Below are 22,931 nucleotides of genomic sequence, written 5' to 3' on the forward strand. Positions count from 1 at the left end.
ATGAAAAGATTATTTTTTCTTTTAAATTATATGTAGCATCAAACATTGTAAAAATAATAGTACAAAAAAAACAAATAACAAAAAGAATTTTTAAAAATTTTTTCAAACTTTCTAAAGTCATAAAAGATACTCCTTTTACTTTATCTCTACTTCAACAACTGTACCCACAGGACTAGCTCCAAGTTCCCGAGGGAAATTCACTTTAAATCCACTTGAACTTATCTTTAGTAAACTCCCGGCTTGTCCAAGTGAGGCTGAACCATCAAGATGTAAATCATGCTATCTATACCCGCTTCATATTTTGCTAAAGAGGTCTCCTCCCCAAGTTCAAAACCATTTTTATCTATTTTAGCAGCAACTTCTGCATTCCCCATACTTAAACTAGCTTCTACATAAAAAAATAAGAAGCCTCGTTTACAGGCCCCTTCATCATCTATTCAAATAATCTGCAATTGTTTGAAATACTACGACATACATATTATGAATACTTTCTTCTGTATTTCCACCATTCGATAAACCAACTGCCCATTGTTGTCCTTCACCACTTCCGATATTTGCAAACCCTTGCGTATACATAGCATTTACATCTTTTCGGGCACTGTTATACTCTATCCCTTTTGTAATAAAAATCGAATATGATTTATCTTGTAAACCGATAAAAAACACTGGTTTCTTTAGCGATGAAAATACATTTTTATACTGATCTGTTGAGGCTTCTTGAAAGTGAGCTTTCATTATTAGAAAACCATCCACTTCCTTAGATTTCTTTTCCAGTTCCTCTAACTTCATTTCCTCAAACTTTATATTCCTAAACGTATCTTTCGGTTTTTCTCCAACAACTCCAATTACGAGTGCTCTTCCGTTATATTCTAATTTCTCTCCTTCTTTATCCATTGCACACCCAGCACTCGCTAGGCATATCAATATAAAAACTAAGAAATACGATAAACGCTTCATTTAGCACCCTCCCCTTCTTTTCAGTCAAGTGACAAAAACGTAAGGTGAATTCAAGAAAATGTAAGCAAAATCGATAGCCCAAATTACGTTTCTATATTATAATCAATTGAATTTACTTACATTACTAAACATAGGAGATTATTATGAAGAAATTTAAACTTTCATCTTTTCTTCCGTTAAGTTATATACTTCTACTCGTACTCGTAAGTCCCCTTTACGATGTATTAAATAAATCGGCTGTTCACGCAGTAGATGTCACAACTGTAGTAGATGATTGGATTCCATTTGTGAAAGCATTTATTATTCCTTATTTACTTTGGTTTCCTTACTTATACGGCGCACTTATTTATTACTGCTTTGCAGATCGAAAGCAATATTATGTCACTTTAAGTAGTGTCATTCTTGGAAAACTTGCTTGTTTTTCTATTTATTATTTTTGGCAGACAACTGTACCACGTCCAACAGTCGTTGGATCAGACGTATTTTCCGAACTAGTCCGCTATATTTATAGTATCGATCAACCGGTCAACTGTTTCCCTAGCATTCATGTTCTTACTACATTTGTCATTATGCTAGCTGCCTTTAAACGTAGAGAACAACATGCTTTTGAATATTACATTCTTACCTTCTTCGGTACGCTTATTATTTTATCAACGCTATTTACGAAGCAACACGCATTTGTAGACGCCATTTCTGGAATGACGCTTGCAAGCATACTTTACTTCGGCGTTCAGCTGTTATTAGCAAAAGAAACTGTACGTGTTCCAGTAAAACAAAATCATAAAATGTAACCATAACAAAAAGCAGACTGTGGCTTCTACAGTCTGCTTTTATCTATTATTAAGGAGATTTTCAATTTAAGATTGCGGTACAGTCATATCACCAGAGTGAATACGACCTGCTTTTTTAAGAGCAATGTAAAGTATATAAGAAACAGCTACTGGAATGATGATATAAGTGATTACCATCGCTGGGACAACTTCCCATCCTTCGCTAGAAATTAAATTAATTGGTGCGATAAGAGAACTTAATCCAAGGCCTGCAATTTCTTTTCCTGCTTCCAGTTGGAAAATTAATGCTGATACTGGACCAACTATAGCACTGGCGACGACAGTTGGGACGAGAATCATTGGGTTTTTAGTAATATTCGGCAACTGTACTTTCGGAGTACAAAGAGCTTGAGCTAATATACCGCCTAAATTGTTTTCTTTCGCAGAGATGACAGAGAATCCGATAAACTGAGCAACGCAACCTGCAAGAGCAGCACCACCTGCAACACCGTCTAAGCTAAGTGCAATCGCTAACGCAGCTGATGAAGCTGGAGAGATAAGTAATAGTCCCCAAACGACTGCAATGACAATAGAAGCGATGAACGGGCTACCAGCTGAACTATCTTTAATAAATGCTCCAACTGTATTTAAAACAGGAGTAATATTATGAGATAACCAAATACCAACTAAACCAGAACCTAATATGGCCGCAAATGGAACGAGCATCATATCTAACGCTGTTTTTCCACTTAAACGTTTACCAATATATACAGCTAAAGTTGCTGTTAATAATGCACCGATTGGCTCACCTGTTTTAATAATTAGACCTGCTTCAGTAATTGAAATAGATCCGGCACCAATCGCTCCAGCTACCATAGCCGAGAAGATTACAAGACCGTTTGCACCGAGCATAAAGGCAATTCCAGCACCAATGGCTGGTGCCATAAGTGATTTTGCAACAACTCCAATTGTAATAAGCAACGGAATATCAACAATTCTTCCTATATTTTCGATTAGTAAACCAATTCCGAGGGATACGAAAATACCTTGTGCAATTCCAGCTGATGCTTTAAATACACGAGACATTATATATTCCTTCATTTGTTTCACCTTCTCCTATAAGTTAGTAACCAATTGTTTTCATATAATCACGTAAAATATCGTTTGATTTTGCGAATCGAGATTCTTCATCTTCTGTTAAATTTAGCTCTACAATTTCTCTTATACCGTCTCTAGTAATAATAGCTGGTACTCCTGTACAAATATCATATTCACCGTACTCACCATCTAAAATAGCTGATACAGCAATGACACGATGATCATCGTTAAAGATTGAGTTTGCAATATATGCTAGAGAATTTCCGATTCCGTAATAAGTAGTTCCTTTACGTTTATAAATTTCCCATCCGGCTTTTGCAGTTTTCTCAACGATTTCATCTAAATCTATTTCACCAAATCGTTCTTTTTGTTCTTCTAAGATTTGCAGAATTGGTTTTCCACCAACAGTTACGTGTGACCAAGCAACCATTTGAGAATCACCATGTTCCCCTAATGAATACCCGTGAATACTACGAGGATCTACATGTAACATTTCAGATAAAATTGTTCTTAAGCGAGAAGAATCTAGTGATGTACCAGTACCGATTACACGATTTCTAGGTAATCCAGATAATTTCCACACTTGATATGTAATAATATCAACTGGGTTCGATGCAAGTAAGAAAATACCATCAAATCCACTTTCCATTACGCCGCCAACAACACTTTCCATAATCTTTGCGCTTGCTCCTAAAGTATCTAAGCGACTTTGCCCTGGTTTTGGCGCTGGTCCTGCTGTAATAATAACAATGTCCATATCTTTGCAGTCTTCATAACTTCCTGCATATACTTTTGTTCTTGTATTTGTAAAGTTAATGCAGTGTGATAAATCCATTGCTTCCCCAACTGCACGTTCATGATTTATATCAATTAATAATAGCTCTTCGCAAATGCCTTGATTGACAATGGAATATGCACAACTTGATCCAACTAATCCAGTACCGATAATTGCAATTTTTCTTGTATGTCTTTTCATAGCAATCTCTCCTAATTGATCATATAATCTATTTCTTTTGCTCTTTACACCCCTAATTATAGAGATTTCCACGATAGAAACCATGGATACTTTGTGAAATATTGAACAAAGTTTTTGTCCTTTTTGTGAATTGTTATATTCCATTTTCGTCATATTTGTTACAACTGGAAAAATATTTATTATGTATTTATTGACATATACAAAAAGAAAACGAGCGAATAAATTCGCTCGTTTTCTTTTTCCTGTTATTCCGCACTTAATTGGCTTTTTAATTGTTGTACAATCATCGGATTTGCAGGTGCTGCCGGTTTGTAATAACTCTTTTGCTTTGCGTACTCATACATATTACGTTGGCGCATTTCATCTTGATTACGAATTTGGATTAACGTTTGGTGTAACTGTTCATTATCAGACTGAGCAATATAATTTGCATAACTTGTTAAACTTGCATTTAATCCTGCTAAATAATCATTTACCATATCTTTTTCATTCATTTTCCGTTTCCTCCTATCCTAGGAAAGTCATTAATTGCTGTTTCGTATTTCGTGCATCTTGCGCATCCTTTTGTAGCATTTGTTTCAGTTGTGGATCTGTACACGTCTGTGCATACTGCTCCAACTTGTTAATAATTGTTGCGTGTCCACCAATTAAATGACGTAAGTTTTCTACTTCAAGCTCTGTTAAGTTTTGCATAGAATACTCCTACCTTTCTTTATCCATTCACTGTTAGTATTTAGCTATTTTTTGATTGTATACATGAATTAACTTTTTCACGTGCATACAAAATAAAAGATGAATAGCTAAGCCATTCATCTTTTATACTGGTTATGTATTCATTTTTATAGAGATACGATCATACTTAAACTCACAAGTAAGTTCCATACAATGTGTAAAATAATACTAGGTATAATAGATTGCGTCTTTTTGTATAACATTGCAAATACCATTCCCATAATCGTTGCCGTAATGAGAAGACCTCCATGAAGAATTCCAAAAATGAAGGAAGAAATAATGATACTAACTAAAAAATTATATTTCTTTTCTAAAAATCGATATAAAATACCTCGAAATAGAATTTCTTCTTTAACTGGTGTAATTATAGAAATACTTAACACATATATAATACTTTGTATGCTATTTTGAAGCCCTAAACTCCCTAATTGTTTCTTTTGTTCTGCTGCACTTTCAAAACTAAATACATGTAACATTAAATATTGTGATAACGCAATGAAAATAAAACCAATGAATAGATATAAATATGTCTTGCCACTCTTCAAAACGGATATATCCCAAATAGATTTAATAAAATGAAGAACCGGTTTATAAGCTAATAAAACGATAGCAACAACAGCTGCATCGAATAAGAGTAAATAATATCCTTCTAATTTAGTACTTAATGCTTCTTCTCCATAAATCCCAAAGGCTAAACCAAGAAATAATCCTCCTAGGAGTGAAATCCCTATAATCATTGCTATCATTACAAATAGATTTTTATATGTTATATTCTCGATTTTTCTTTCCACACTATACGCTTCTAAAACTGTTTTACTCACAGTATCCCTCCAGTTATTCTCATTTATCTCAATAAAATCCTTTAATTTAAATATAAAGATAATATAACAAATTTTACAAAAAGAATAATATGCAATTTTACATATTATGAAAACTTTATATTTTATAGTTTTAGGAATAGAATTGCTATGCAATAATTATTATATGAAATTTCAAAAAATACTTCCTATCCACCATAACCCTCGCATCATATAAAACTTATTAGTTAAAGGAGCAATAAACATGAAAACACATAACTTCCTTACAGAAATCCAGAAGGGCTCTGAGCCTAGTCCCTATCAAGATCCTATTGCATTTATTTTCGTTTGCCTTTCCTTAGCCATATACACATTTTTCAAACCTGCAAAATAATATCATTTAATGAGAAAAAGACTACCATTCTTTTGGAATCATATGCACTAAAAAACCTTAGAAATGCTTCTAAGGTTTTTGTTTGCCTCGCTTCTTATTCATGTAATCCTTTAATAAACGTTTCCAATAATACATGTAAACTCGTATCTAAATCTAACGGCAAACCAAATCCGCCCTGCTGTTCAATCGACGCAAATCCATGACAAATACTTCTGAATCCACGTGTCGCATGAAGTGCATTCTCTCCTTCTAAGCCGTATTGTTGTAAAACCTGAAGACAAAGCTTCACAATTCCGTCTCCTGCTTTTCTTACTTCTTCATCTCGTAAAAAGGTTGCTTCATATAGTCCAGGATGTTTGCGGACAAACGCTACGTATGCTTCTCCTAATGCATGAATTGCTTCATCCATACATTTATCCTCTACTGCCTCTTCCAGTTTGTTATGCAGCTGTTGTATTCCGTAAATACCAAGATTTTTCCGTACATCTTGTAACCCTTTTACATGATTATATAGTGAGGGAGAACGTATCCCTAACCTTTGCGCTAATGAAGCTATTGTTACTTCTTGTATTCCATTTGCATCCGCAATTTCTGCTGCTGTTTCTACAATTTTCGGTAATGTAAGTCCGATTCTCGGTGACATCAATTAACCCTCTTTTCTACTTTCTATATTCCGCTTCGCTTCTTTAATGGCAAGCTCTATGAAAGCCCCTGGATCGTTTATCATTTTCCCATGTCCTGCCGCAAGCAAGGAAGGTTCATATTCGCTTAGTTTCTCTGCACTTTGTAATGCGACTTCTTTACTCCACGTTGCCATCGCAGGAAACGGAAACCAAAATTTCATTTGTCCCGAAACAGCCATACCTCCTCTTGTTTGGAATGCATCCCCGACAATCAGAGCTTTATTTCTTACATCAAGAAACGACATGGAGCCTGGCGTATGTCCCGGTGTGATAATCGCAAGAAGCGATCCAACTCGGTCGCCATCTTCCAATAAAACATCAGGTACCGTTTTTATCTTTTTAGGTACACCGCCTTTTATTGGCGTATTTGGTTCATCCTTTTGTAACGTCGTATCTCCTTCTAACAGCTTTGCGTCCCGCTTAGAAATATAGACTGGAACGTCAGGAAGTACTTCCTTTAATGCGTCTAATGCACCGATGTGATCATCATGCGCATGTGTTAATACAATCTTAGTAATTGGTTTTCCTATTTTCTCAGCCGCCTGTAAAATCCCTTTTGCGCTATATGGCAAAGCAGCATCAATTAAAGTTAAACCATCTTCTTCCTCCACAAAGTAACAATTCACAGGAAACACTCTTGGCAAAAATGACAATTGATATACCGTTTTTTCATGCATCATTCTCATATTCCCATCTCCCTTTTCACGAAAACTAATACTATTAGTTTTATTATACTAATGGTATTAGTTTTATGTCACTAAAAATTTATTTTTTTCAAAAAAAAGAACAGTAGTCGTATAAACGACTACTGTTCTTTAAAGGTATTAAACTGTGTAACGCTCATCTTCTAAAATTTTCGCAGCGATTTCACGTTTCTTCGGAATTACGTTAAGTGGTGTGTGGCGTGTTAATTTACGTAATGATGATAACATCATGCGCAGCATGTCGCCATTTTCAACTGCGATAAGTGTTTCTTTCGCATCTGCTTCAATTTCGTTGAATGCTTCTTGGCAGAATACTTCAGTGTATAACACTTTTTGTTTATTCTTTTCAAGACCAGTCATTTTAATTGCTTTTTCTGTACGAAGAACAGCTGACTCCATTGCGTATAGGTTACTTACGATGTCAGCGATATTCACAAGAATTTCTTGCTCTTTATCTAATGCTTTACCGTATTTTTGAGCAGCTAATCCAGCTACCATTAAGCCGATTTTCTTCGCGTTACTTACTAAATATTTTTGAAGTGCTAATGGCTCATCGCCTACTTCTTCTGGCATCATCATCATTAACTCTTCTTGTAATTTTTGTGCTTTTTGAAGAAGTGGTAATTCACCTTTCATCGCTTTACGTAAGAACGTACCTGGTACGATTAGGCGGTTAATTTCGTTCGTTCCTTCGAAAATACGGTTAATACGAGAATCGCGGTACATTCTTTCAATCTCGTACTCTGCCATAAATCCGTAACCACCGTGAATTTGAACACCTTCATCTACTGTATAATCTAGTACTTCAGAACCGAATACTTTATTTAAAGAGCACTCGATTGCATATTCAGCAATAGAAGCTGCTACTGCTTTACCATCTTTTACTTCTTCTTCAGATAATGTGCTCATGCGGCTTTCGAATAAACCTACTGTACGGTATACAGAGCTTTCAGCTGCATATGTTTTTGCTGCCATATTCGCAAGCTTCTCTTGAATTAATGGGAAGCGAGCGATCGGTTGTTTGAACTGTTGACGTTGGTTTGCATATTGTGCTGAAATTTCTACTGCACGTTTCGCAGATCCAACTGTACCAACACCTAATTTATAACGACCGATATTTAAAATGTTGAACGCAATAATATGACCTTTACCGATTTCACCAAGTAAGTTTTCTTTCGGTACTAACGCATCTTCTAAAATTAACGTACGAGTTGAAGAACATTTAATACCCATTTTCTTTTCTTCTGGGCTTGTAGATACACCAGCGTATTCTTTCTCTACGATAAATGCTGAGAAGTGCTCTCCATCAATTTTTGCGTATACGATAAATACGTCAGCAAATGCTGAGTTTGTAATCCATTGTTTTTCACCATTTAATACGTAATGTGTACCTTCTGCATTTAAACGTGCAGTTGTTTTCGCACCTAATGCATCAGACCCTGAACCTGGCTCTGTTAATGCGTATGCAGCTAATTTTTCACCAGTTGCAAGTAATGGTAAATACTTTTTCTTTTGCTCTTCGTTACCGAATAATACGATTGGTAAAGATCCGATACCTACGTGAGCACCGTGAGTAATTGCAAAACCGCCAGCGCGAGAGAATTTCTCTGCAATTAACGCTGAACTTACTTTATCAAGACCAATTCCGCCGTACTCTTCTGGTACGTCAGCGCCTAATAAACCAAGTTCCCCAGCTTCTTTTAAAAGACGAACTGAACGATCAAACTCATGTTGCTCTAAATATTCAAGCTCTGGAAGAACTTCATTTACGATAAAGTCCTCTGTCGTTTTTGCAATCATTTTATGCTCAGATGAAAAATCTTCTGGCGTAAACACTTGATCAATCGTAATCTCATCTACTAAAAAGCTACCGCCTTTAACCGCATTTCCTACTGTTTTTTCCATGAAAATTTCCTCCTTCATATTTTCATGAGCAGCTTCTCTCTTTTTGAAAGAAGCTGGCTCTCCCGTTTATTTTTTATAAACCTTTGTTGCTTCCATTCTTTTTTATAATCCAGTTCCAGCGGCTAGAATGTTCGGTGGCTTCACTTCTTCCTGCGAGGCAAAAAGCGCCTCTTCGTCTGAAGCTCCATCCCCCTCACATTCTGAGCGAGCCACTTCCACTTTTTTTATAGTAATTCAAACACTCCCGCTGCTCCCATTCCGCCGCCGATACACATTGTTACGATACCGAATTGTTGGTTGCGGCGTTTCATTTCGTGAATAAGAGATAGTGTTAATTTTGCTCCTGTACAGCCAAGTGGATGTCCAAGTGCGATTGCACCGCCGTTTACGTTTACTTTTTCTTCATCTAATCCAAGTTCACGAATAACTTGTATGGATTGAGAAGCGAATGCTTCATTTAGTTCAAATAGACCGATATCAGATAGCTCTAAGCCTGCTAGTTTTAGCGCTTTTGGAATTGCAGCAATTGGGCCGATTCCCATTACTTCTGGTGGTACGCCAGCTACTGCAAATGAACGGAATTTCGCAAGTGGCTTCATGCCATCGCTCACTGCTTTTTCACGATCCATTAATAGTACAGATGCTGCACCGTCACTCATTTGTGAAGAGTTACCAGCTGTTACAGAACCGCGAACGTTAAATGCTGGACGTAATTTACCTAAAATGTCTAGCGTCGTTTCTGCTCTTACACCTTCGTCTTGTGCGAAAATGATTGTTTCTTCTTGCAGTTTGTTATTTGATCCAACAGTACGTAACGTTACATCTACAGATACTGTTTCATCAGCAAAGTTCCCTGCAGCTAACGCTTTTGCAGCACGTTGATGACTTCTTACTGCAAATGCATCTTGCTCTTCACGAGAAATTCCATATTTCACAGCAACTTGCTCTGCTGTATGTCCCATGCCCATATAATATTCTGGAGCCGCTTCTACAAGGCGACTATTTGGACGAACAACGTGTCCCATCATTGGAACTAAACTCATTGATTCCGCTCCGCCTGATAATACCGCTTCCGAGTGACCAAGCATAATGCGCTCTGCTCCGTAAGCGATACTTTGTAAACCTGAAGAACAGTAACGGTTAATTGTAATAGCTGGAACATCGTAAGAAAGTCCTGCTAATCCGCCGATATTACGAGCCATATTTAAACCTTGCTCTGCTTCTGGCATCGCACAACCGAAAATCAAGTCATCGATTGGTCCTTCATAATTCGCACGCTTTAACGTTTCCTTTACTACTAACGCCCCTAGATCGTCAGGACGAACTGTTTTTAATGAACCCCTCTTTGCTTTTCCAATTGGTGTTCTTGCTCCCGCAACAATGACAGCTTCTCTCATGAACGATATCTCCCCTCGTTATTAGTTACGTAATGGCTTTCCTTTTACAAGCATGTGCTGCATTCTTGCTTGTGACTTCATCTCACTTACTAAGCTAATAAATGCTTCACGTTCTACATCTAATAAATATTGCTCATCAACTTCTGTTCCGTACGGTACTTTTCCGCCCGCAATGACATATGCAAGTTTCTTCGCAATGTGAAGATCATGTTCAGAAATGTAACCTGATAAATGCATCGCTTCTGCACCAAGTACAAGAGTTGCATATCCTGTTTCGCCAACAACTGGTATCTTTTTGCGGATCGGCGCTTTATAGCCAGCTTCATATAAAGCAAGTGCTTTCTGTTTCGCATCATATAGTAAGTGATCACCATTCACACTAATACCGTCTTTATCGCCTAAGAAGTTGTTCGATACAGCTTCTTGTGCTGATGTAGAAACTTTCGCCATCGCTACAGATTCGAACACTTTATTCGCAACTTTTTGCAGATCAAACTCTACACCGTTTGGCATTTTATTTAAGTGTTTAATGTATAGCTCTTTATTACCGCCCCCGCCAGGGATTAAGCCAACACCAACTTCTACTAAGCCCATATACGTTTCACTAGAAGCTTGAATGCTAGCAGCCGGTAAGCAAACTTCTGTACCTCCGCCAAGCGTCATACCGTATGGTGCTGCTACAACTGGCTTAGAAGAGTACTTAATTTTCGTCATTGCATCTTGGAAGTTTTTCACAACCAACTCAATTTCAAAGTAATTGTCGTCTTGTGCTTCCATTAAGATCATTGCTAGATTCGCACCAACGCAGAAGTTCTTCGATTGGTTACCGATAACAAGACCTTTATAATTCTTTTCTACTTCATCAACAGCGTAGTTAATCATTTGCGTAATATCCATACCGATTGCATTGCTCTTCGAATGGAACTCTAAGCAAAGGATGCCGTCGCCCAAATCAATTAAGCTCGCTCCGCTATTTTTCTTTAATACACCATTTTTCGCTTTTAATTGCTTAAGAGAAATTGCTTTTTTATTACGCTCGATTAGCTTATATTCGCCATTATCGTAATAGTAGCTATCTCCGTTATCATGTTTATAGAAAGTAGTGAAACCTTTCTCTAACATTTCTTTCACCCAAGTAGGAACAACTACGCCGTTTTCTTCCATCTTTTGAACAGATTTTTCAACGCCGATTGCATCCCAAACCTCAAACGGTCCTTGCTCCCAGCCGAAGCCCCACTTCATCGCTTGGTCAATTGCAACGATATCGTCAGCAATTTCTTTATGAAGTTTTGCAGAGTATAAAAGAGTCGGTGTAATGATGTTCCATAACAACTCTCCTGCACGGTCTTTCGCATATACAAGCGCTTTCAATTTATTCGATAAACCTTTTTCTTGTTTACTTAACTCGATAGATGCAGCTTTTAATTTTTTGCGAGCTTCGTACTCCATCGTTTCTGGATTTAATTCTAGAATTTCTTTTCCTTGTTTTAAGAAGAAGCCTTGACCTGTTTTGCTTCCAAGCCATTTTTTATCAAGCATGTCATGCATGAAAGCTGGTACCTTAAATACATCACGCTCTTCTTCTTGTACGTTTTCATATACGTTATTTGCAACGTGTACAAATGTATCTAAACCGACAACATCTAATGTACGGAACGTTGCACTCTTCGGACGACCAATAAGTGGGCCTGTTACAGAATCAACTTCCCCAATGCTATAGCCGCGTTTTACCATCTCTTGAAGAGTTACTAATAAACCGTACGTACCAATGCGGTTTCCAATAAAGTTTGGTGTGTCTTTTGCGATAACAACGCCTTTTCCAAGAACGTCTTCGCCAAATAGTTTCATGAAGCTTAATACTTGTGGATCAGTTTCTTTCGTCGGTATTACCTCTAGAAGTTTTAAATATCGTGGTGGGTTAAAAAAGTGTGTGCCTAAGAAGTGTTTCTGGAAGTCGTCTGAACGACCTTCTGCCATTTTTTCAACTGAAATGCCTGACGTATTCGAGCTTACAATAGAACCTGGTTTACGAACAGCATCTACTTTTTCAAATAGTGTCTTTTTAACATCTAAGTTCTCAACTACTACTTCAATAATCCAATCTACATCAGCAAGACGCTCAAGATCATCTTCTAAGTTACCTGCTTCAATCAGTGCTAGATTTCCTTTCACTGTCAGAGGAGCTGGTTTTTGCTTTAATAGTTTTTGCAATGCTGTATTACTAAAACGATTTCTCACACTTTTATGTTCTAATGTAAGTCCCTTCGCTTCCTCTTCTTTCGTAAGCGCAGGTGGTACAATATCAAGCAATAATGTCGGAATACCAATATTAGCTAAGTGTGCCGCAATCCCTGAACCCATTACGCCTGAACCTAGAACAGCAGCCTTTTTAATTTGGAACATCCAATTCTCCCCCTATTCTTGAATGAATGCTCATTCAATTTTTCGACATAAGTCGCAATCAATGAGTGAGCCTCTACTAATAAATATATGATACAGTTTGAATTTTCGCAATATATTTATTGATAAAATTTTCTGAAATAAATATTTTTCTTTCATTTGGCTATGCTATATATGTATTTTCTTCACTCAAATACACATTCCCTTTTTATAATCTGACGAAACTGGAGGAATATATATGGCAAAACTTAAGAAGAACCCTTCAAAGGCTGGAATTAGTGCAGCAAGCGTAACTGGAAATGCAGGTCCGCATAATCACGGTGTAGAAAAAGGCCGTCAAGGTAATAATCAACAATATAAGAAACATAATATGGGCGAAAAATAACGCTATATTTTTGGGCAGAGAACGTGGCATAATGGGTAATGGCTGCTTTTTCTGCCCAATTTATTTGTAACAAATGAGGGAATTATAATGAAACGAACAATAGTTATGATTGTAATGATTGCTACACTTTTTACAGGGATGATTTTCTTCTCTTATGCACAAAGACAACAAGCTGTAAGAGCCGATCAACCTAGTATTACTGGGCAATACGGAATTACAATCGATGCAGACACAGGTGAAATTTTGTATGGAAAACGTGAAGATGAACGCTCTTATCCAGCTAGTATAGCCAAAATGATGACAACCCTTCTCCTACTAGAGAATGTAAAAGAAGATGAAGAAATTACAGTTACAGAAAACGCGATTAAAACAGAAAGTCAAAGTAAGAAAATTAAGCTTCGTGCTGGGGAAAGGTTAAAGAGAGATGAGGCATTAAAGCTTATGCTTATCATTAGTGCGGACCCAATAGCCGAATCCATCGCAGAACATATTGCAGGATCAAAAAATGAATTTGTAAAAATGATGAATGCTAGAGCGAAGGAACTTGGTACAAAACATGCGACTTTCAAAAACGCAAGTGGTGCTGATGCACTAGGAAACAAAGTATCACCATATGACATTGCTATGATTACGAAAGAAGCATTGAAGTACCCAGTTGTTTTAGAATATATGAATTCAACGCGTACAACTCTACATACTTCAGAACGCTCTCCAAACATCGCAAACTATGGACGAGAAGAACTATATGACGATCCATATGCAATTGGAAGTAAAAGCGGTCTATCAGCACTCGGAAAATATACGGTCGTAACAGTGGATGAAAAAGACGGTAAACGCGTCATTAATGTTGTATTATCTTCTACTCGCACGCAACTATATCCTGATACGAAGAAAATGGCACATTACGCATTTCAGCAATTAAAATAACCAAGGAGTGTTTTCTCCTTGGTTATTTTTTAACCATACCTTTTAATACGAACGCAACGTTTGCTGGACGCTCTGCTAGACGACGCATGAAGTAGCCATACCAGTCGTTTCCATAAGGCACATAAACACGCATTTTGTAACCTTCTTTTACTAGCTCAAGTTGACGCTCATTGCGAATACCATATAACATCTGGAACTCAAATTGGTCTCTTGGGATGTTGTGTTCTTCGGCAAGTTTTTTCGTATATTCAATAATCGCTTCGTCATGTGAAGCAATTGCAGTATAATTTCCATTTAATAAGTGCATTTTAATAATTTTTTTATAGTTATCATCTACATCTTTCTTATCCGGGAACGCTACCTCTTCAGGTTCTTTATAAGCTCCTTTTACAAGACGTAAATTAGGACTATAAGCATTTAATTCTTCCATATCTTTTTCTGTACGATACAGATAAGCTTGAATAACAGTACCAATATTATCGTATTCAGACTTTAACTGCTTAAAGATATCAATCGTCTTCCCACAGCGTGTATAGTCTTCCATATCAATTGTAACAAACACACCATTTTCTTTGGCAGCTTCCAAAATACGGCGCATATTGTTCATTACGATTTCATCAGAGATATCTAATCCCATAGAAGTCATCTTTAAAGAAAGCTGCGAATCAAGACCTTCTCTTCCAATTGCACGGATTGCTTCAATCGATTGGTTAGCCATTTCATTTGCTTCCGCTTCATTATCAACGAATTCCCCTAAATAATCGATTGTTACACAAAGACCTTGCTTGTTCAATTGTTTAATAGCTGCCGTCGCTAATTCAATCGTCTCCCCTGCGACAAAGCGACCTGCACCAAAGCGTAAACCGTACTTTTTAGCCAGTTTTGTTAGCGCTTTATTTTTAGATAAGAAAAGAAACGAATTTCGCATTAATTGTTCCATGTAATTCACCCCTATGACTTAATTTATCTGTTTTTTACCCCTCTTCAAAATTATATCATTGTTTAAAATTATTGGATACAAATAATTATTTAGATAATTTATAAAATACTATAAAAACATTTAAAACCCTATATTCCCGCTTATAAATATGCCTGAAATATTTTTCGACATTTAGAAAAATGGAGTTTACTAGGTACAAAATAGGCATGTCGAAAATATTCGACATGCCTATAAAACCCTTTATATTCCATGTAAATTATATGAGGATATTAATCAAGAAAACTTGAGGTAACATTCACCTCAAGTTTTCTCACTGCTCATTTCTCTTCTCTTCATTCATTTTTTTAATATCCGTAATTAACTGCACCATCTCTTCTTTCGCATCGGGATACGTCTCATTCCAATGCTTCACTAAAGCCGGCATCGTCTTCGCTATGTAAGAATACAGTGCCCACTTCTGCACCTGTTCTTTTCTCTCTTCATTGCTCTCTCCAAGTAGTAGTTCCGTGTATTTTTCTAATAACCCATCAAATTGTTCGTTAAACTTTTCACTCATCTTATCTACCTCCTATATGAAAAAAGCAGCGAAAATCGCTGCTTTTTTTTATAATTTTGATCGAACAGAGTTTAATTTCTTCTCCATTGTACTTACTTTATCACGACGATCATCGATACGAATTGTTGTTGCAACGCGCTGTGCACCTTTCGTATATGGAACTTCATGCATTTGTTGAATAACTTCTAGAATGACAGGAAGATCTCCTTCAATAACTGTATTCATTGGTGTTAATTGATACTTCACGCGATCTGCATTTTTCTCTAGCACCTTTTGTACTTCTGCTACATATTCACTAACACTTGGATTACCTGTTCCTACTGGAATAATCGATACGTCAACAATTGCCATAGTAGTTTTCCTCCTAATAATCGTTTCTTATATATCCATTGTCTATTTTACCGAAATACGCATCATTTTACTAATTTGTTATTCCTCTATTTTAAATTGCTCAACCAATCTTTCTAAGTCTCTCATATGCTCCGTCAAGCTTTCCATTGTATGAGCTACCTTTTCTAGATGATTCACTTGTGATTCAGTTGCAGCATTCACTTCTTCAGAAACAGCTGCGCTTTCTTGACTCGTACCAGCAATCGTATGCATGACCGCTGTAATTTCTCCTTGCTCGTGACCAATGTTATGTACCTCTTCTACAATTTGTTCCACTGAAGTACTAATCGTATTTACAACTGACATAATTGTACGGAATTCCGCCTCTGCCTCTGTCGTAACATTATTTTGTATATCCGCAATGTCTTTCAATTTACTTATAACTTCTACAACTCGTTTTACCTCTACTTGTACATCACCAATCATCGTTGCAATTTCTCCCGTAGCCTCTTTCGATTGTTCCGCTAACTTTCGGACTTCTTCCGCTACAACAGCAAAGCCTTTACCTTGTTCCCCTGCACGTGCTGCCTCAATCGAAGCATTTAAAGCAAGTAAATTCGTTTGATCCGAAATACCTTTTATAAGTTCTACAACATTTTGAATCGATCCAACTCTTTGCTCTAACTTTCCGGATGCTTCCTCTGTATGAACAACAATCGAAGATGATTGACCCCTTGTACGGACTAAATTACGCATCGTATTTAATCCTTGCTTAGATGCCTCTTCAGCTTTGCCAGCCACGTCTTTTATGTCACCGACTGAATTATTCATTTGTTCCACTGACTGCGCCATATTCTCGAGCTGCTCTGAAACTTCATCTACACTATTAGCAAGCGTAGAAGCTCCTCCGCTCACATCATCCATTGCACCTGACACTTCTCTACTAGCTGCTACAGTTTCATTCGTTAAATAATGTAGATTATTCGTTGATTCTTGTACGGTTGATACACTGTTTTTAATTTTGCTTACCATTTCATTCATTTGCTCAACCATATGATTAAAATGGTTCGTCAATTCTCCAACTTCATCCTTACTTGTCACTTTCATTTGCAACGTTAAATCACCTTCTGCTACTTTTTGAACGTGATTCGTTAATAGTTGCAGTGGTCTTGCTAATCTTCTTGAGAACAAGTATGAAGCTACGATTCCAACGAATAGGCTAATACATGCCATTATAATGACTGTATTTCTTGTACTATTTAATAGCCCATCAATTGTTTCTTTCGGATAAAAAATTCCTATCTTCCATTTCATCAAATCAAATGACTGACTATATGCAACTACATCTTCACCTTTTAATGTAGTGACAGCATATTTTGTTACATCTTTATTTAAACTCTTCACAAGTGGCTCTTTCGAAACATCTTTCCCGATTTTCTCTGGGTAAACAAGAGCCATATTTTTATCATTTATAATAAACATTTCTCCGCCGTTATTGTATTGAATATTATGAAGTAATTTCTGAATTGTTCCGAGCGATACATCCATCGCCACAACACCTAATACAGATCCATCTTGAGCTGTAATTGCTTTAGAAACTCCCACACTTAGCTTACCTGTTGCAATTTCATACATAGGTTGTCCCCAGTGAACCTTCTTCACATCAGCTTCTGAGTCTTTATACCAAGGTCTTGTCGTTGGGTCATATCCTTCTGGCACTTGTCCACCTTCAGCAAGATTGGCACTTAATGTTTTTTTATCTTTCGTACCAATATATAAGTCTAAAATGCCAGGATGATTCTTTTTATACTCCGAAAACTCTTTCGTCAAAAAAGCTTCCTCTTCTGGAGTAACTCCGTCTTGAAGCATATTACGAACCATCTCACTGTTCGCATAATACCCCATATCTTCATCCGTTCTTTGAACAAATGTCGTAAGTTGCTCTGTCACAAGATCCATCGTATTTTGAGAATACTGGTCTAAGGAGCGCACTTCCTTCTCTTTCTGTAATTCATACATAGCTGTACCCAATATTACGAACATCATAGAAATAAGTACCGAAAATACTACCGCAATTTTTAAACGTAAACTTCTTAACATATCCCCCAAAGCATCCCCTTCGCATTGAATTTAAATCTTATTAATCATTATATTAAGTATAATAGATAAAATTAAAAAATTGAAACTAATTCTCACCTCAATCTGAGTAGAAAACCTACTACCACTTGTGCAAAAACAAATAGTTCATTATCCTTAAACTATAATCTCATTCGTTCGGAGGGAACTATGTTACAAAAATTCGGTTTCTCACAATATGAAAGCCAAGCTTACGAAGTTGTCGTATCAAGCAACGAGCCATTAGATGCTACAACGATTGTGAAGCATTCTGGTGTGCCAAAAGCAAAAATATATGAAGTGCTAGCACGCCTGATCGATAAAGGAATGGTAATGGATTCTGTTTCGGAGAAGAAAAAGATGTATACAGCATTACCACTCAAGCTAGCAATTGAAAAATTAACGACAGAATTCCAATCCAATATTAAAGAATTGGAGACAACTATATCGAAAAAATCATTTACAGATGACCGTGTGTGGAGCTTAAAAATGCAATCTTCTATTCGCGTTCAAAGTAAAGAACTTATCGAAAGTGCAAAAGAATCGATTCGCATTTCAGCTTGGAACGATACTCTTTTAGAATATCTTCCGTTATTAGAAGAAAAAGCAAAACAAGGCGTCACAACCGAATCCCTTATCGTTGGAAACGTAGAAACAGACTTAGAAAACATGCATTTTCTAATCCCAGCCGAAGAACCTAACGCGCTAGAGCGATACTTACTGCTCATCGTTGACGACCGCGAAATTTTATTTGCTGGTGTAGAGCAAGAGTCATGGCAAGCGATGAAAACAATGTCACAACCTTTCGTGAAGTTCTTTACAGAATTTTTCTATCATGACGTTGCACTTGCAAAGATTACCCAGAAACACCATGACCTCTTTATGGAAGATGAGGAAATTAAGAGTTTGTTGATGAAGTTGAGATACTAAAAAAACGCCTCTATTACAAGGCGTTTTTTTCTACATTTCTTTTCTATTTTTTCTCTTTAACACATAAGCTCCTGCAATAATAAAACCAAGCCCTAAAACAAATAAAACCGTAAATTCATTGCTGACGCCGCCAGTAGCTGGCAAACGCACTTCATTATGAGTATTAGGTTGTTGCATCGGCTTCACATCAACGGAAGGTTTCACTTCTCCATTCGGCGTTGGCTTATTTGGCTTAGAAGGAGGCGATGTCTTTTCTTCTTTCTTATTTTTTACAATATGTTTAATAATTTCTCCATCCTCTTTTATTTCAAATGCGAACGTCTCTTCATTTATTACATATCCATTCGGTGCGATTGTTTCTTTATACGTGTACTTTCCGTATGGTAGTTTGAATTTCGCTATACCTTGCTCATTTGTTTTCCCTTTTACTACTTCTTTCCCTTGTTCGTTGTAGATTGTAAACTCTGCATTTGGCAGTTTCGTATTCCCATCTCTACTTTCGTTATTTCTAACTCGCCTTCTACTTTCTTATCTTGAACTTCGCTATACCTTGTTCATCTGTTTTCCCTTTTACTACTTCTTTCCCTTGTTCGTTGTAGATTGTAAATTCTGCATTTGGCAGTTTCGTATTCCCATCCGCTATATCTACTTTCGTTATTTCTAACTCGCCTTCTACTTTCTTATCTTGAACGATATGTTTAATAATTTCTCCATTCTCTTTTATTTCAAATGCGAACGTCTCTTCATTTATTACATATCCATTTGGCGCTATTGTTTCTTTATACTTGTACTTTCCGTATGGTAATTTGAATTTCGCTATACCTTTTTCATCCGTTTTCCCTTTTACTACTTCTTTCCCTTGTTCGTTGTAGATTGTAAATTCTGCGTTCGGCAGTTTCGTATTCCCATCTCTACTTTCGTTATTTCTAACTCGCCTTCTACTTTCTTATCTTGAACGTTTTATTTACGATATTCCTTTTTCATCCGTTTTCCCTTTTACTACTTCTTTCCCTTGTTCGTTGTAGATTGTAAATTCTGCGTTCGGCAGTTTCGTATTCCCATCCGCTACATCTACTTTCGTTATTTCTAATTCACCTTTTACATTTTCATTTTTTAACTCTAATACAGCAGTTTCACCAGTTTTCACTTCAATTTTTTTAACACTTCCGTCTAACACATATCCAGCTGGCGCTTGAATTTCTTTGACGCTATATATACCGATTGGAAGATTCCCTAACTCTGCAATCCCCTTATCATTAGTCGTAACATTTTGTTTAAAGTTTTCATTAGAAACTTCAAACACCGCTCCTTTTAATAATTCCTTTTTTTCTCCTAATTTCATAATCTTTAAAGAGCCTACTGATTCCCAATTTACAACTAAATCTGTACTGATTTTTTCACTATTTCTTTGTAACAATACCGTTGTATTTTGAACTTTTTCTGATCCTTTAAAAGCTATTGCTTGTAAATTTGTTAAAGTAGACTTCACTTTCATTTTAAAATTACCACTACTCGTATCTTTCGGGATTAAGATTTTGAATTTTTCGTTAATTGATAATATGCTTTTCTCTTCTCCATTTTCATTTACAATTCGAAGCCCTTTAGGAGCATTTTCAGGAAGAATTGTATAAGAGCCAGATACCGCATTTGTTTGTACTGCATAAAATCCTGTTTCTAAATAATCACCTTTTTGTGTAGCAGTTTGTGGATCTACAGGATTAACTTTAAAGAATACATCTTGTGATCCAGTTTCTTTTTTTGAAGCCTCTACTAAACGCTTCATAAGATTATGTACACGTTCATTTTTTGCAACTAAATCTTCTTCCGTTAATTCATTTGCTGCAATCCATACTGCTAATTGTGTAGCATAATGCGCTTCTTCCGTTGTCTCTGCACCTAATTCAGATGGGCTTTTTTGAGGATATCCATTTAATAAAACACGATATACGGCATCAGATGTTTTCCCCATTTCAGGCAAATCCTCTCCATTGGGAGAACGTAAATCAGGCGTTAAACAATACGCAATACTACCCGAAGCCGTTTTAATTATTTCTGTCTTTATTTCACGCTGTTTTGAATTACTATAGCTCCAATCCATCTTATATGTTTCTTTGTTCATTACTTCTGCCTTTACTTGTGGCATTGCAATTCCTAATAAAATAATAAGAGCACTTAAAAAACTAAACCATTTTCCTACCATCTTTCGTTTCATTCTCTCCACCACCATATATTAATTTCTACATGAAGCAATCTTACTGTTTCATTGTACTTATAGTGAAAAAAAGAGAATAGGTGGTTTTTTTGTAGTATCTTGTCGAATTGTTGAGAAAGTTCCAAAGTAATAAGCCACTTTAAAATTGTTTGTTCTCACGCTGCTATTGACAAATATATATTAAACGTTTTCAATTTTCAAATATAATAAAAAAGGCACTTTATAAGTGCCCTTTTAACTTACAAGAAAAAAATTTCTAACGAATACATATTACTTATCTTTTTCCTTTATCTCCGTCAACAGCTCAATCATTTTCTCATTTTGCTCCACTTGTTTCTCAGAGTTTTGATAGATGAAACGAACCCATCTAAGTGCAAGAATAATAAGAAACAACGGAAGCATTGAAATTAGAAAGCCGATAATTGAAAAATTTGTATACATATACATCACCTCGCTACATACAAATTCTCCACTTTTCTACTAAAACCTGCAATTTTTTACAAATAAAAAGAACCTATCAAACGATAGATTCTTCTTTCGCGAACTGAGTAGAACGTCCTCTCGTAATCGAGAAAATTGCACAAAGCAGCGCTAATATAATAAAGCCGCCTCCTACCCAAGCATTATATATAACAGACGATTTCTCAATAACAACTCCGCCTACTGTTGAACCGAGCGCAATTCCTAAGTGAAGGGCAGAGTTATTTAAACTTTGCTGAATACCAGCTGATTCTGGTGCAATTTCAATTAAATAATTTTGTTGTGCTGGCGAAATAGCCCAGCTCAGCATACTCCAAAGTCCCATCATAATAATGAACAGCGGAAATGAGAATGTCATTAATGGCAATAGGAAGATCGCACATGCAAATACGATAATGATGGAAATAATACTTTTCTTCGATCCCCATTTATCAGCAAGAAAGCCCCCCAGGCCACCTCCAAGTACCGCCGCAATTCCGAAAATGAAGTAAAATACACTAATCCAATTCGCTTCCACATGCATCACATCTTTTAAGAAAGGCGTTAAATATGCATATAGTGTTAAATGACCCGTTAAAAATAAGAATGATGTTAACTGTGCACTGACAATTTTTTTATCTTTTAACGTAGCAATTTGTTCTCTTATCGATAACACTGATGTCGGTGGTACTTTCGTTAAAAATAATGAAATACAAGCAATTGCCATAACTGTTAAAATCGAAATTAATACAAATGGTGCACGCCATCCATATGCGTTTCCAAGTACAAGACCAAGTGGTACTCCAAGTACGAGCGATCCACTAATCCCCATAAAAATGATTCCTATTGCTCGCGCACGAAAGTGTGGTTCTACAACGCTAGAAGCAAGTGTTACTGACAGTGCAATAATAAGCGAACCACTCGCCGCACAAATCACCCTTGAGAACATTAACATCCCGTAATTCACACTAAATGCTGAAATGATATTTCCGATTAAGAAAATTGATAATGCCCCAACATATAATGTTTTTCTTTCAAACTTCCCTGTTAACGCTAATAAAACAGGACCTGATAAAGCAAATACTACTGAAAATATTGTTATAAGCTGACCAGCTGCACTAATAGACACTCCTAAATCATTGGCAACTAAATCGAGCGTTCCTCCTATAATTAGCTCAACCGTTCCGACTACGAAAGCCGCGATAGCTAAAATATACACACGAAAATTCAAGTCTTTCCCCACGCTTTCTATTTTGGTTACTAC

The 22,931-nt window shown here is 36.5% G+C and carries 21 protein-coding genes and 3 pseudogenes; 4 read left to right on the top strand and 20 right to left on the bottom strand.

Annotated elements, in window-relative coordinates:
* Positions 1–135 precede the first annotated feature (135 nt).
* Together DN390_RS31565 and DN390_RS00900 are read right to left on the bottom strand one after the other, a co-directional pair.
* Positions 136–374 (bottom strand): annotated as a pseudogene (locus tag DN390_RS31565) (hypothetical protein).
* Positions 375–429: 55 nt separating this feature from the next.
* Complete coding sequence (locus DN390_RS00900) at positions 430–957, bottom strand: hypothetical protein (RefSeq protein WP_147806381.1); 528 nt, start codon at positions 955–957, stop codon at positions 430–432.
* Between the two features lie 143 nt (positions 958–1,100).
* Between DN390_RS00900 and DN390_RS00905 the strand changes: the two genes are divergently transcribed.
* Positions 1,101–1,748 carry a phosphatase PAP2 family protein gene (locus DN390_RS00905; protein WP_000713749.1) on the top strand — a complete coding sequence of 216 codons (648 nt, stop codon included), beginning with the start codon at positions 1,101–1,103 and terminating at the stop codon, positions 1,746–1,748.
* A 66-nt stretch (positions 1,749–1,814) separates the two neighbouring features.
* Here DN390_RS00905 and DN390_RS00910 read toward each other — a convergent pair whose 3' ends face one another.
* The 10 genes from DN390_RS00910 to DN390_RS00955 all read right to left on the bottom strand — a co-directional run bounded on the left by DN390_RS00910 (position 1,815) and on the right by DN390_RS00955 (position 12,816).
* Positions 1,815–2,828: a PTS sugar transporter subunit IIC gene (locus DN390_RS00910; RefSeq protein ID WP_000666176.1), complete on the bottom strand. Its 1,014-nt coding sequence runs from the start codon at positions 2,826–2,828 to the stop codon at positions 1,815–1,817.
* Between the two features lie 22 nt (positions 2,829–2,850).
* Positions 2,851–3,801 carry an L-lactate dehydrogenase gene (locus tag DN390_RS00915; RefSeq protein ID WP_000820657.1) on the bottom strand — a complete coding sequence of 317 codons (951 nt, stop codon included), beginning with the start codon at positions 3,799–3,801 and terminating at the stop codon, positions 2,851–2,853.
* 245 nt (positions 3,802–4,046) lie between these two features.
* Positions 4,047–4,295 (bottom strand): spore coat protein, encoded by a 249-nt coding sequence (locus tag DN390_RS00920; RefSeq protein WP_001002987.1) that lies wholly within the window; start codon positions 4,293–4,295, stop codon positions 4,047–4,049.
* A gap of 13 nt (positions 4,296–4,308) precedes the next feature.
* Positions 4,309–4,494, bottom strand: a complete 186-nt coding sequence (locus tag DN390_RS00925; protein ID WP_001180555.1) for a hypothetical protein — start codon at positions 4,492–4,494, stop codon at positions 4,309–4,311.
* Between the two features lie 146 nt (positions 4,495–4,640).
* Positions 4,641–5,354: a CPBP family intramembrane glutamic endopeptidase gene (locus tag DN390_RS00930; protein ID WP_147806382.1), complete on the bottom strand. Its 714-nt coding sequence runs from the start codon at positions 5,352–5,354 to the stop codon at positions 4,641–4,643.
* Positions 5,355–5,818: 464 nt separating this feature from the next.
* Positions 5,819–6,367, bottom strand: coding sequence for a TetR/AcrR family transcriptional regulator (locus DN390_RS00935; protein ID WP_097950938.1), 549 nt, complete (start codon positions 6,365–6,367; stop codon positions 5,819–5,821).
* 3 nt (positions 6,368–6,370) lie between these two features.
* Positions 6,371–7,093, bottom strand: a complete 723-nt coding sequence (locus DN390_RS00940) for an MBL fold metallo-hydrolase (protein WP_098265709.1) — start codon at positions 7,091–7,093, stop codon at positions 6,371–6,373.
* Positions 7,094–7,231: 138 nt separating this feature from the next.
* Positions 7,232–9,016, bottom strand: a complete 1,785-nt coding sequence (locus DN390_RS00945; RefSeq protein WP_179955721.1) for an acyl-CoA dehydrogenase family protein — start codon at positions 9,014–9,016, stop codon at positions 7,232–7,234.
* A 224-nt stretch (positions 9,017–9,240) separates the two neighbouring features.
* On the bottom strand, positions 9,241–10,413 hold the full coding sequence (locus DN390_RS00950; RefSeq protein WP_001206343.1) for an acetyl-CoA C-acetyltransferase: 1,173 nt from the start codon (positions 10,411–10,413) through the stop codon (positions 9,241–9,243).
* 21 nt (positions 10,414–10,434) lie between these two features.
* Positions 10,435–12,816 (bottom strand): 3-hydroxyacyl-CoA dehydrogenase/enoyl-CoA hydratase family protein, encoded by a 2,382-nt coding sequence (locus DN390_RS00955; RefSeq protein WP_147806384.1) that lies wholly within the window; start codon positions 12,814–12,816, stop codon positions 10,435–10,437.
* A gap of 235 nt (positions 12,817–13,051) precedes the next feature.
* Here DN390_RS00955 and DN390_RS00960 point away from each other — a divergent pair, with 235 nt between their 5' ends.
* Together DN390_RS00960 and DN390_RS00965 are read left to right on the top strand one after the other, a co-directional pair.
* Entirely contained in the window at positions 13,052–13,198 is a 147-nt protein-coding gene (locus DN390_RS00960; protein WP_001096344.1) for a YuzL family protein, read from the top strand.
* A gap of 87 nt (positions 13,199–13,285) precedes the next feature.
* The gene (locus DN390_RS00965; protein ID WP_147806385.1) at positions 13,286–14,125 is read left to right on the top strand and encodes a D-alanyl-D-alanine carboxypeptidase family protein; all 840 of its coding nucleotides are present in this window, start codon (positions 13,286–13,288) and stop codon (positions 14,123–14,125) included.
* A gap of 22 nt (positions 14,126–14,147) precedes the next feature.
* Here the strand turns inward: DN390_RS00965 and DN390_RS00970 are convergent, their stop codons facing one another.
* The 4 genes from DN390_RS00970 to DN390_RS00985 form a co-directional block, all read right to left on the bottom strand.
* Positions 14,148–15,065 carry a proline dehydrogenase family protein gene (locus DN390_RS00970; RefSeq protein WP_048528283.1) on the bottom strand — a complete coding sequence of 306 codons (918 nt, stop codon included), beginning with the start codon at positions 15,063–15,065 and terminating at the stop codon, positions 14,148–14,150.
* A gap of 310 nt (positions 15,066–15,375) precedes the next feature.
* Positions 15,376–15,621, bottom strand: a complete 246-nt coding sequence (locus tag DN390_RS00975) for a YusU family protein (protein ID WP_097950934.1) — start codon at positions 15,619–15,621, stop codon at positions 15,376–15,378.
* Between the two features lie 48 nt (positions 15,622–15,669).
* Positions 15,670–15,972: an MTH1187 family thiamine-binding protein gene (locus DN390_RS00980; RefSeq protein WP_001018862.1), complete on the bottom strand. Its 303-nt coding sequence runs from the start codon at positions 15,970–15,972 to the stop codon at positions 15,670–15,672.
* Positions 15,973–16,050: 78 nt separating this feature from the next.
* Positions 16,051–18,051, bottom strand: coding sequence for a methyl-accepting chemotaxis protein (locus DN390_RS00985; RefSeq protein ID WP_147806386.1), 2,001 nt, complete (start codon positions 18,049–18,051; stop codon positions 16,051–16,053).
* 186 nt (positions 18,052–18,237) lie between these two features.
* Here DN390_RS00985 and DN390_RS00990 point away from each other — a divergent pair, with 186 nt between their 5' ends.
* Complete coding sequence (locus tag DN390_RS00990) at positions 18,238–18,996, top strand: TrmB family transcriptional regulator (RefSeq protein ID WP_147806387.1); 759 nt, start codon at positions 18,238–18,240, stop codon at positions 18,994–18,996.
* A gap of 30 nt (positions 18,997–19,026) precedes the next feature.
* Here DN390_RS00990 and DN390_RS31570 read toward each other — a convergent pair.
* From DN390_RS31570 to DN390_RS01000, 4 genes and pseudogenes are all read right to left on the bottom strand, one after another.
* A pseudogene (locus DN390_RS31570) lies at positions 19,027–19,476 on the bottom strand (prealbumin-like fold domain-containing protein); the annotation flags it as partial.
* 40 nt (positions 19,477–19,516) lie between these two features.
* Positions 19,517–21,208: pseudogene (locus DN390_RS00995) on the bottom strand (SpaA isopeptide-forming pilin-related protein).
* Between the two features lie 270 nt (positions 21,209–21,478).
* Entirely contained in the window at positions 21,479–21,649 is a 171-nt protein-coding gene (locus tag DN390_RS30535; RefSeq protein ID WP_060632781.1) for a hypothetical protein, read from the bottom strand.
* A gap of 76 nt (positions 21,650–21,725) precedes the next feature.
* Positions 21,726–22,910 (bottom strand): MFS transporter, encoded by a 1,185-nt coding sequence (locus DN390_RS01000; RefSeq protein ID WP_060632782.1) that lies wholly within the window; start codon positions 22,908–22,910, stop codon positions 21,726–21,728.
* Positions 22,911–22,931: the final 21 nt, after the last annotated feature.

It is taken from the genome of Bacillus sp. SH7-1 (assembly GCF_008042405.1).
Classification (GTDB): Bacteria; Bacillota; Bacilli; order Bacillales; family Bacillaceae_G; genus Bacillus_A; species Bacillus_A thuringiensis_N.

What these genes read in the sequence shown, in the direction of transcription:
- DN390_RS00960 (WP_001096344.1), top strand. Translation starts at nt 13,052, where the DNA reads ATGGCAAAACTTAAGAAGAACCCTTCAAAGGCTGGAATTAGTGCAGCA.
- DN390_RS00910 (WP_000666176.1), bottom strand. Translation starts at nt 2,828, where the DNA reads ATGAAGGAATATATAATGTCTCGTGTATTTAAAGCATCAGCTGGAATT.
- DN390_RS00945 (WP_179955721.1), bottom strand. Translation starts at nt 9,016, where the DNA reads ATGGAAAAAACAGTAGGAAATGCGGTTAAAGGCGGTAGCTTTTTAGTA.
- DN390_RS00950 (WP_001206343.1), bottom strand. Translation starts at nt 10,413, where the DNA reads ATGAGAGAAGCTGTCATTGTTGCGGGAGCAAGAACACCAATTGGAAAA.
- DN390_RS00975 (WP_097950934.1), bottom strand. Translation starts at nt 15,621, where the DNA reads ATGAGTGAAAAGTTTAACGAACAATTTGATGGGTTATTAGAAAAATAC.
- DN390_RS00955 (WP_147806384.1), bottom strand. Translation starts at nt 12,816, where the DNA reads ATGTTCCAAATTAAAAAGGCTGCTGTTCTAGGTTCAGGCGTAATGGGT.
- DN390_RS00970 (WP_048528283.1), bottom strand. Translation starts at nt 15,065, where the DNA reads ATGGAACAATTAATGCGAAATTCGTTTCTTTTCTTATCTAAAAATAAA.
- DN390_RS00900 (WP_147806381.1), bottom strand. Translation starts at nt 957, where the DNA reads ATGAAGCGTTTATCGTATTTCTTAGTTTTTATATTGATATGCCTAGCG.
- DN390_RS00905 (WP_000713749.1), top strand. Translation starts at nt 1,101, where the DNA reads ATGAAGAAATTTAAACTTTCATCTTTTCTTCCGTTAAGTTATATACTT.
- DN390_RS00980 (WP_001018862.1), bottom strand. Translation starts at nt 15,972, where the DNA reads ATGGCAATTGTTGACGTATCGATTATTCCAGTAGGAACAGGTAATCCA.
- DN390_RS00935 (WP_097950938.1), bottom strand. Translation starts at nt 6,367, where the DNA reads ATGTCACCGAGAATCGGACTTACATTACCGAAAATTGTAGAAACAGCA.
- DN390_RS00985 (WP_147806386.1), bottom strand. Translation starts at nt 18,051, where the DNA reads ATGTTAAGAAGTTTACGTTTAAAAATTGCGGTAGTATTTTCGGTACTT.
- DN390_RS00920 (WP_001002987.1), bottom strand. Translation starts at nt 4,295, where the DNA reads ATGAATGAAAAAGATATGGTAAATGATTATTTAGCAGGATTAAATGCA.
- DN390_RS00940 (WP_098265709.1), bottom strand. Translation starts at nt 7,093, where the DNA reads ATGAGAATGATGCATGAAAAAACGGTATATCAATTGTCATTTTTGCCA.
- DN390_RS00915 (WP_000820657.1), bottom strand. Translation starts at nt 3,801, where the DNA reads ATGAAAAGACATACAAGAAAAATTGCAATTATCGGTACTGGATTAGTT.
- DN390_RS00925 (WP_001180555.1), bottom strand. Translation starts at nt 4,494, where the DNA reads ATGCAAAACTTAACAGAGCTTGAAGTAGAAAACTTACGTCATTTAATT.
- DN390_RS30535 (WP_060632781.1), bottom strand. Translation starts at nt 21,649, where the DNA reads ATGTATACAAATTTTTCAATTATCGGCTTTCTAATTTCAATGCTTCCG.
- DN390_RS00965 (WP_147806385.1), top strand. Translation starts at nt 13,286, where the DNA reads ATGAAACGAACAATAGTTATGATTGTAATGATTGCTACACTTTTTACA.
- DN390_RS00990 (WP_147806387.1), top strand. Translation starts at nt 18,238, where the DNA reads ATGTTACAAAAATTCGGTTTCTCACAATATGAAAGCCAAGCTTACGAA.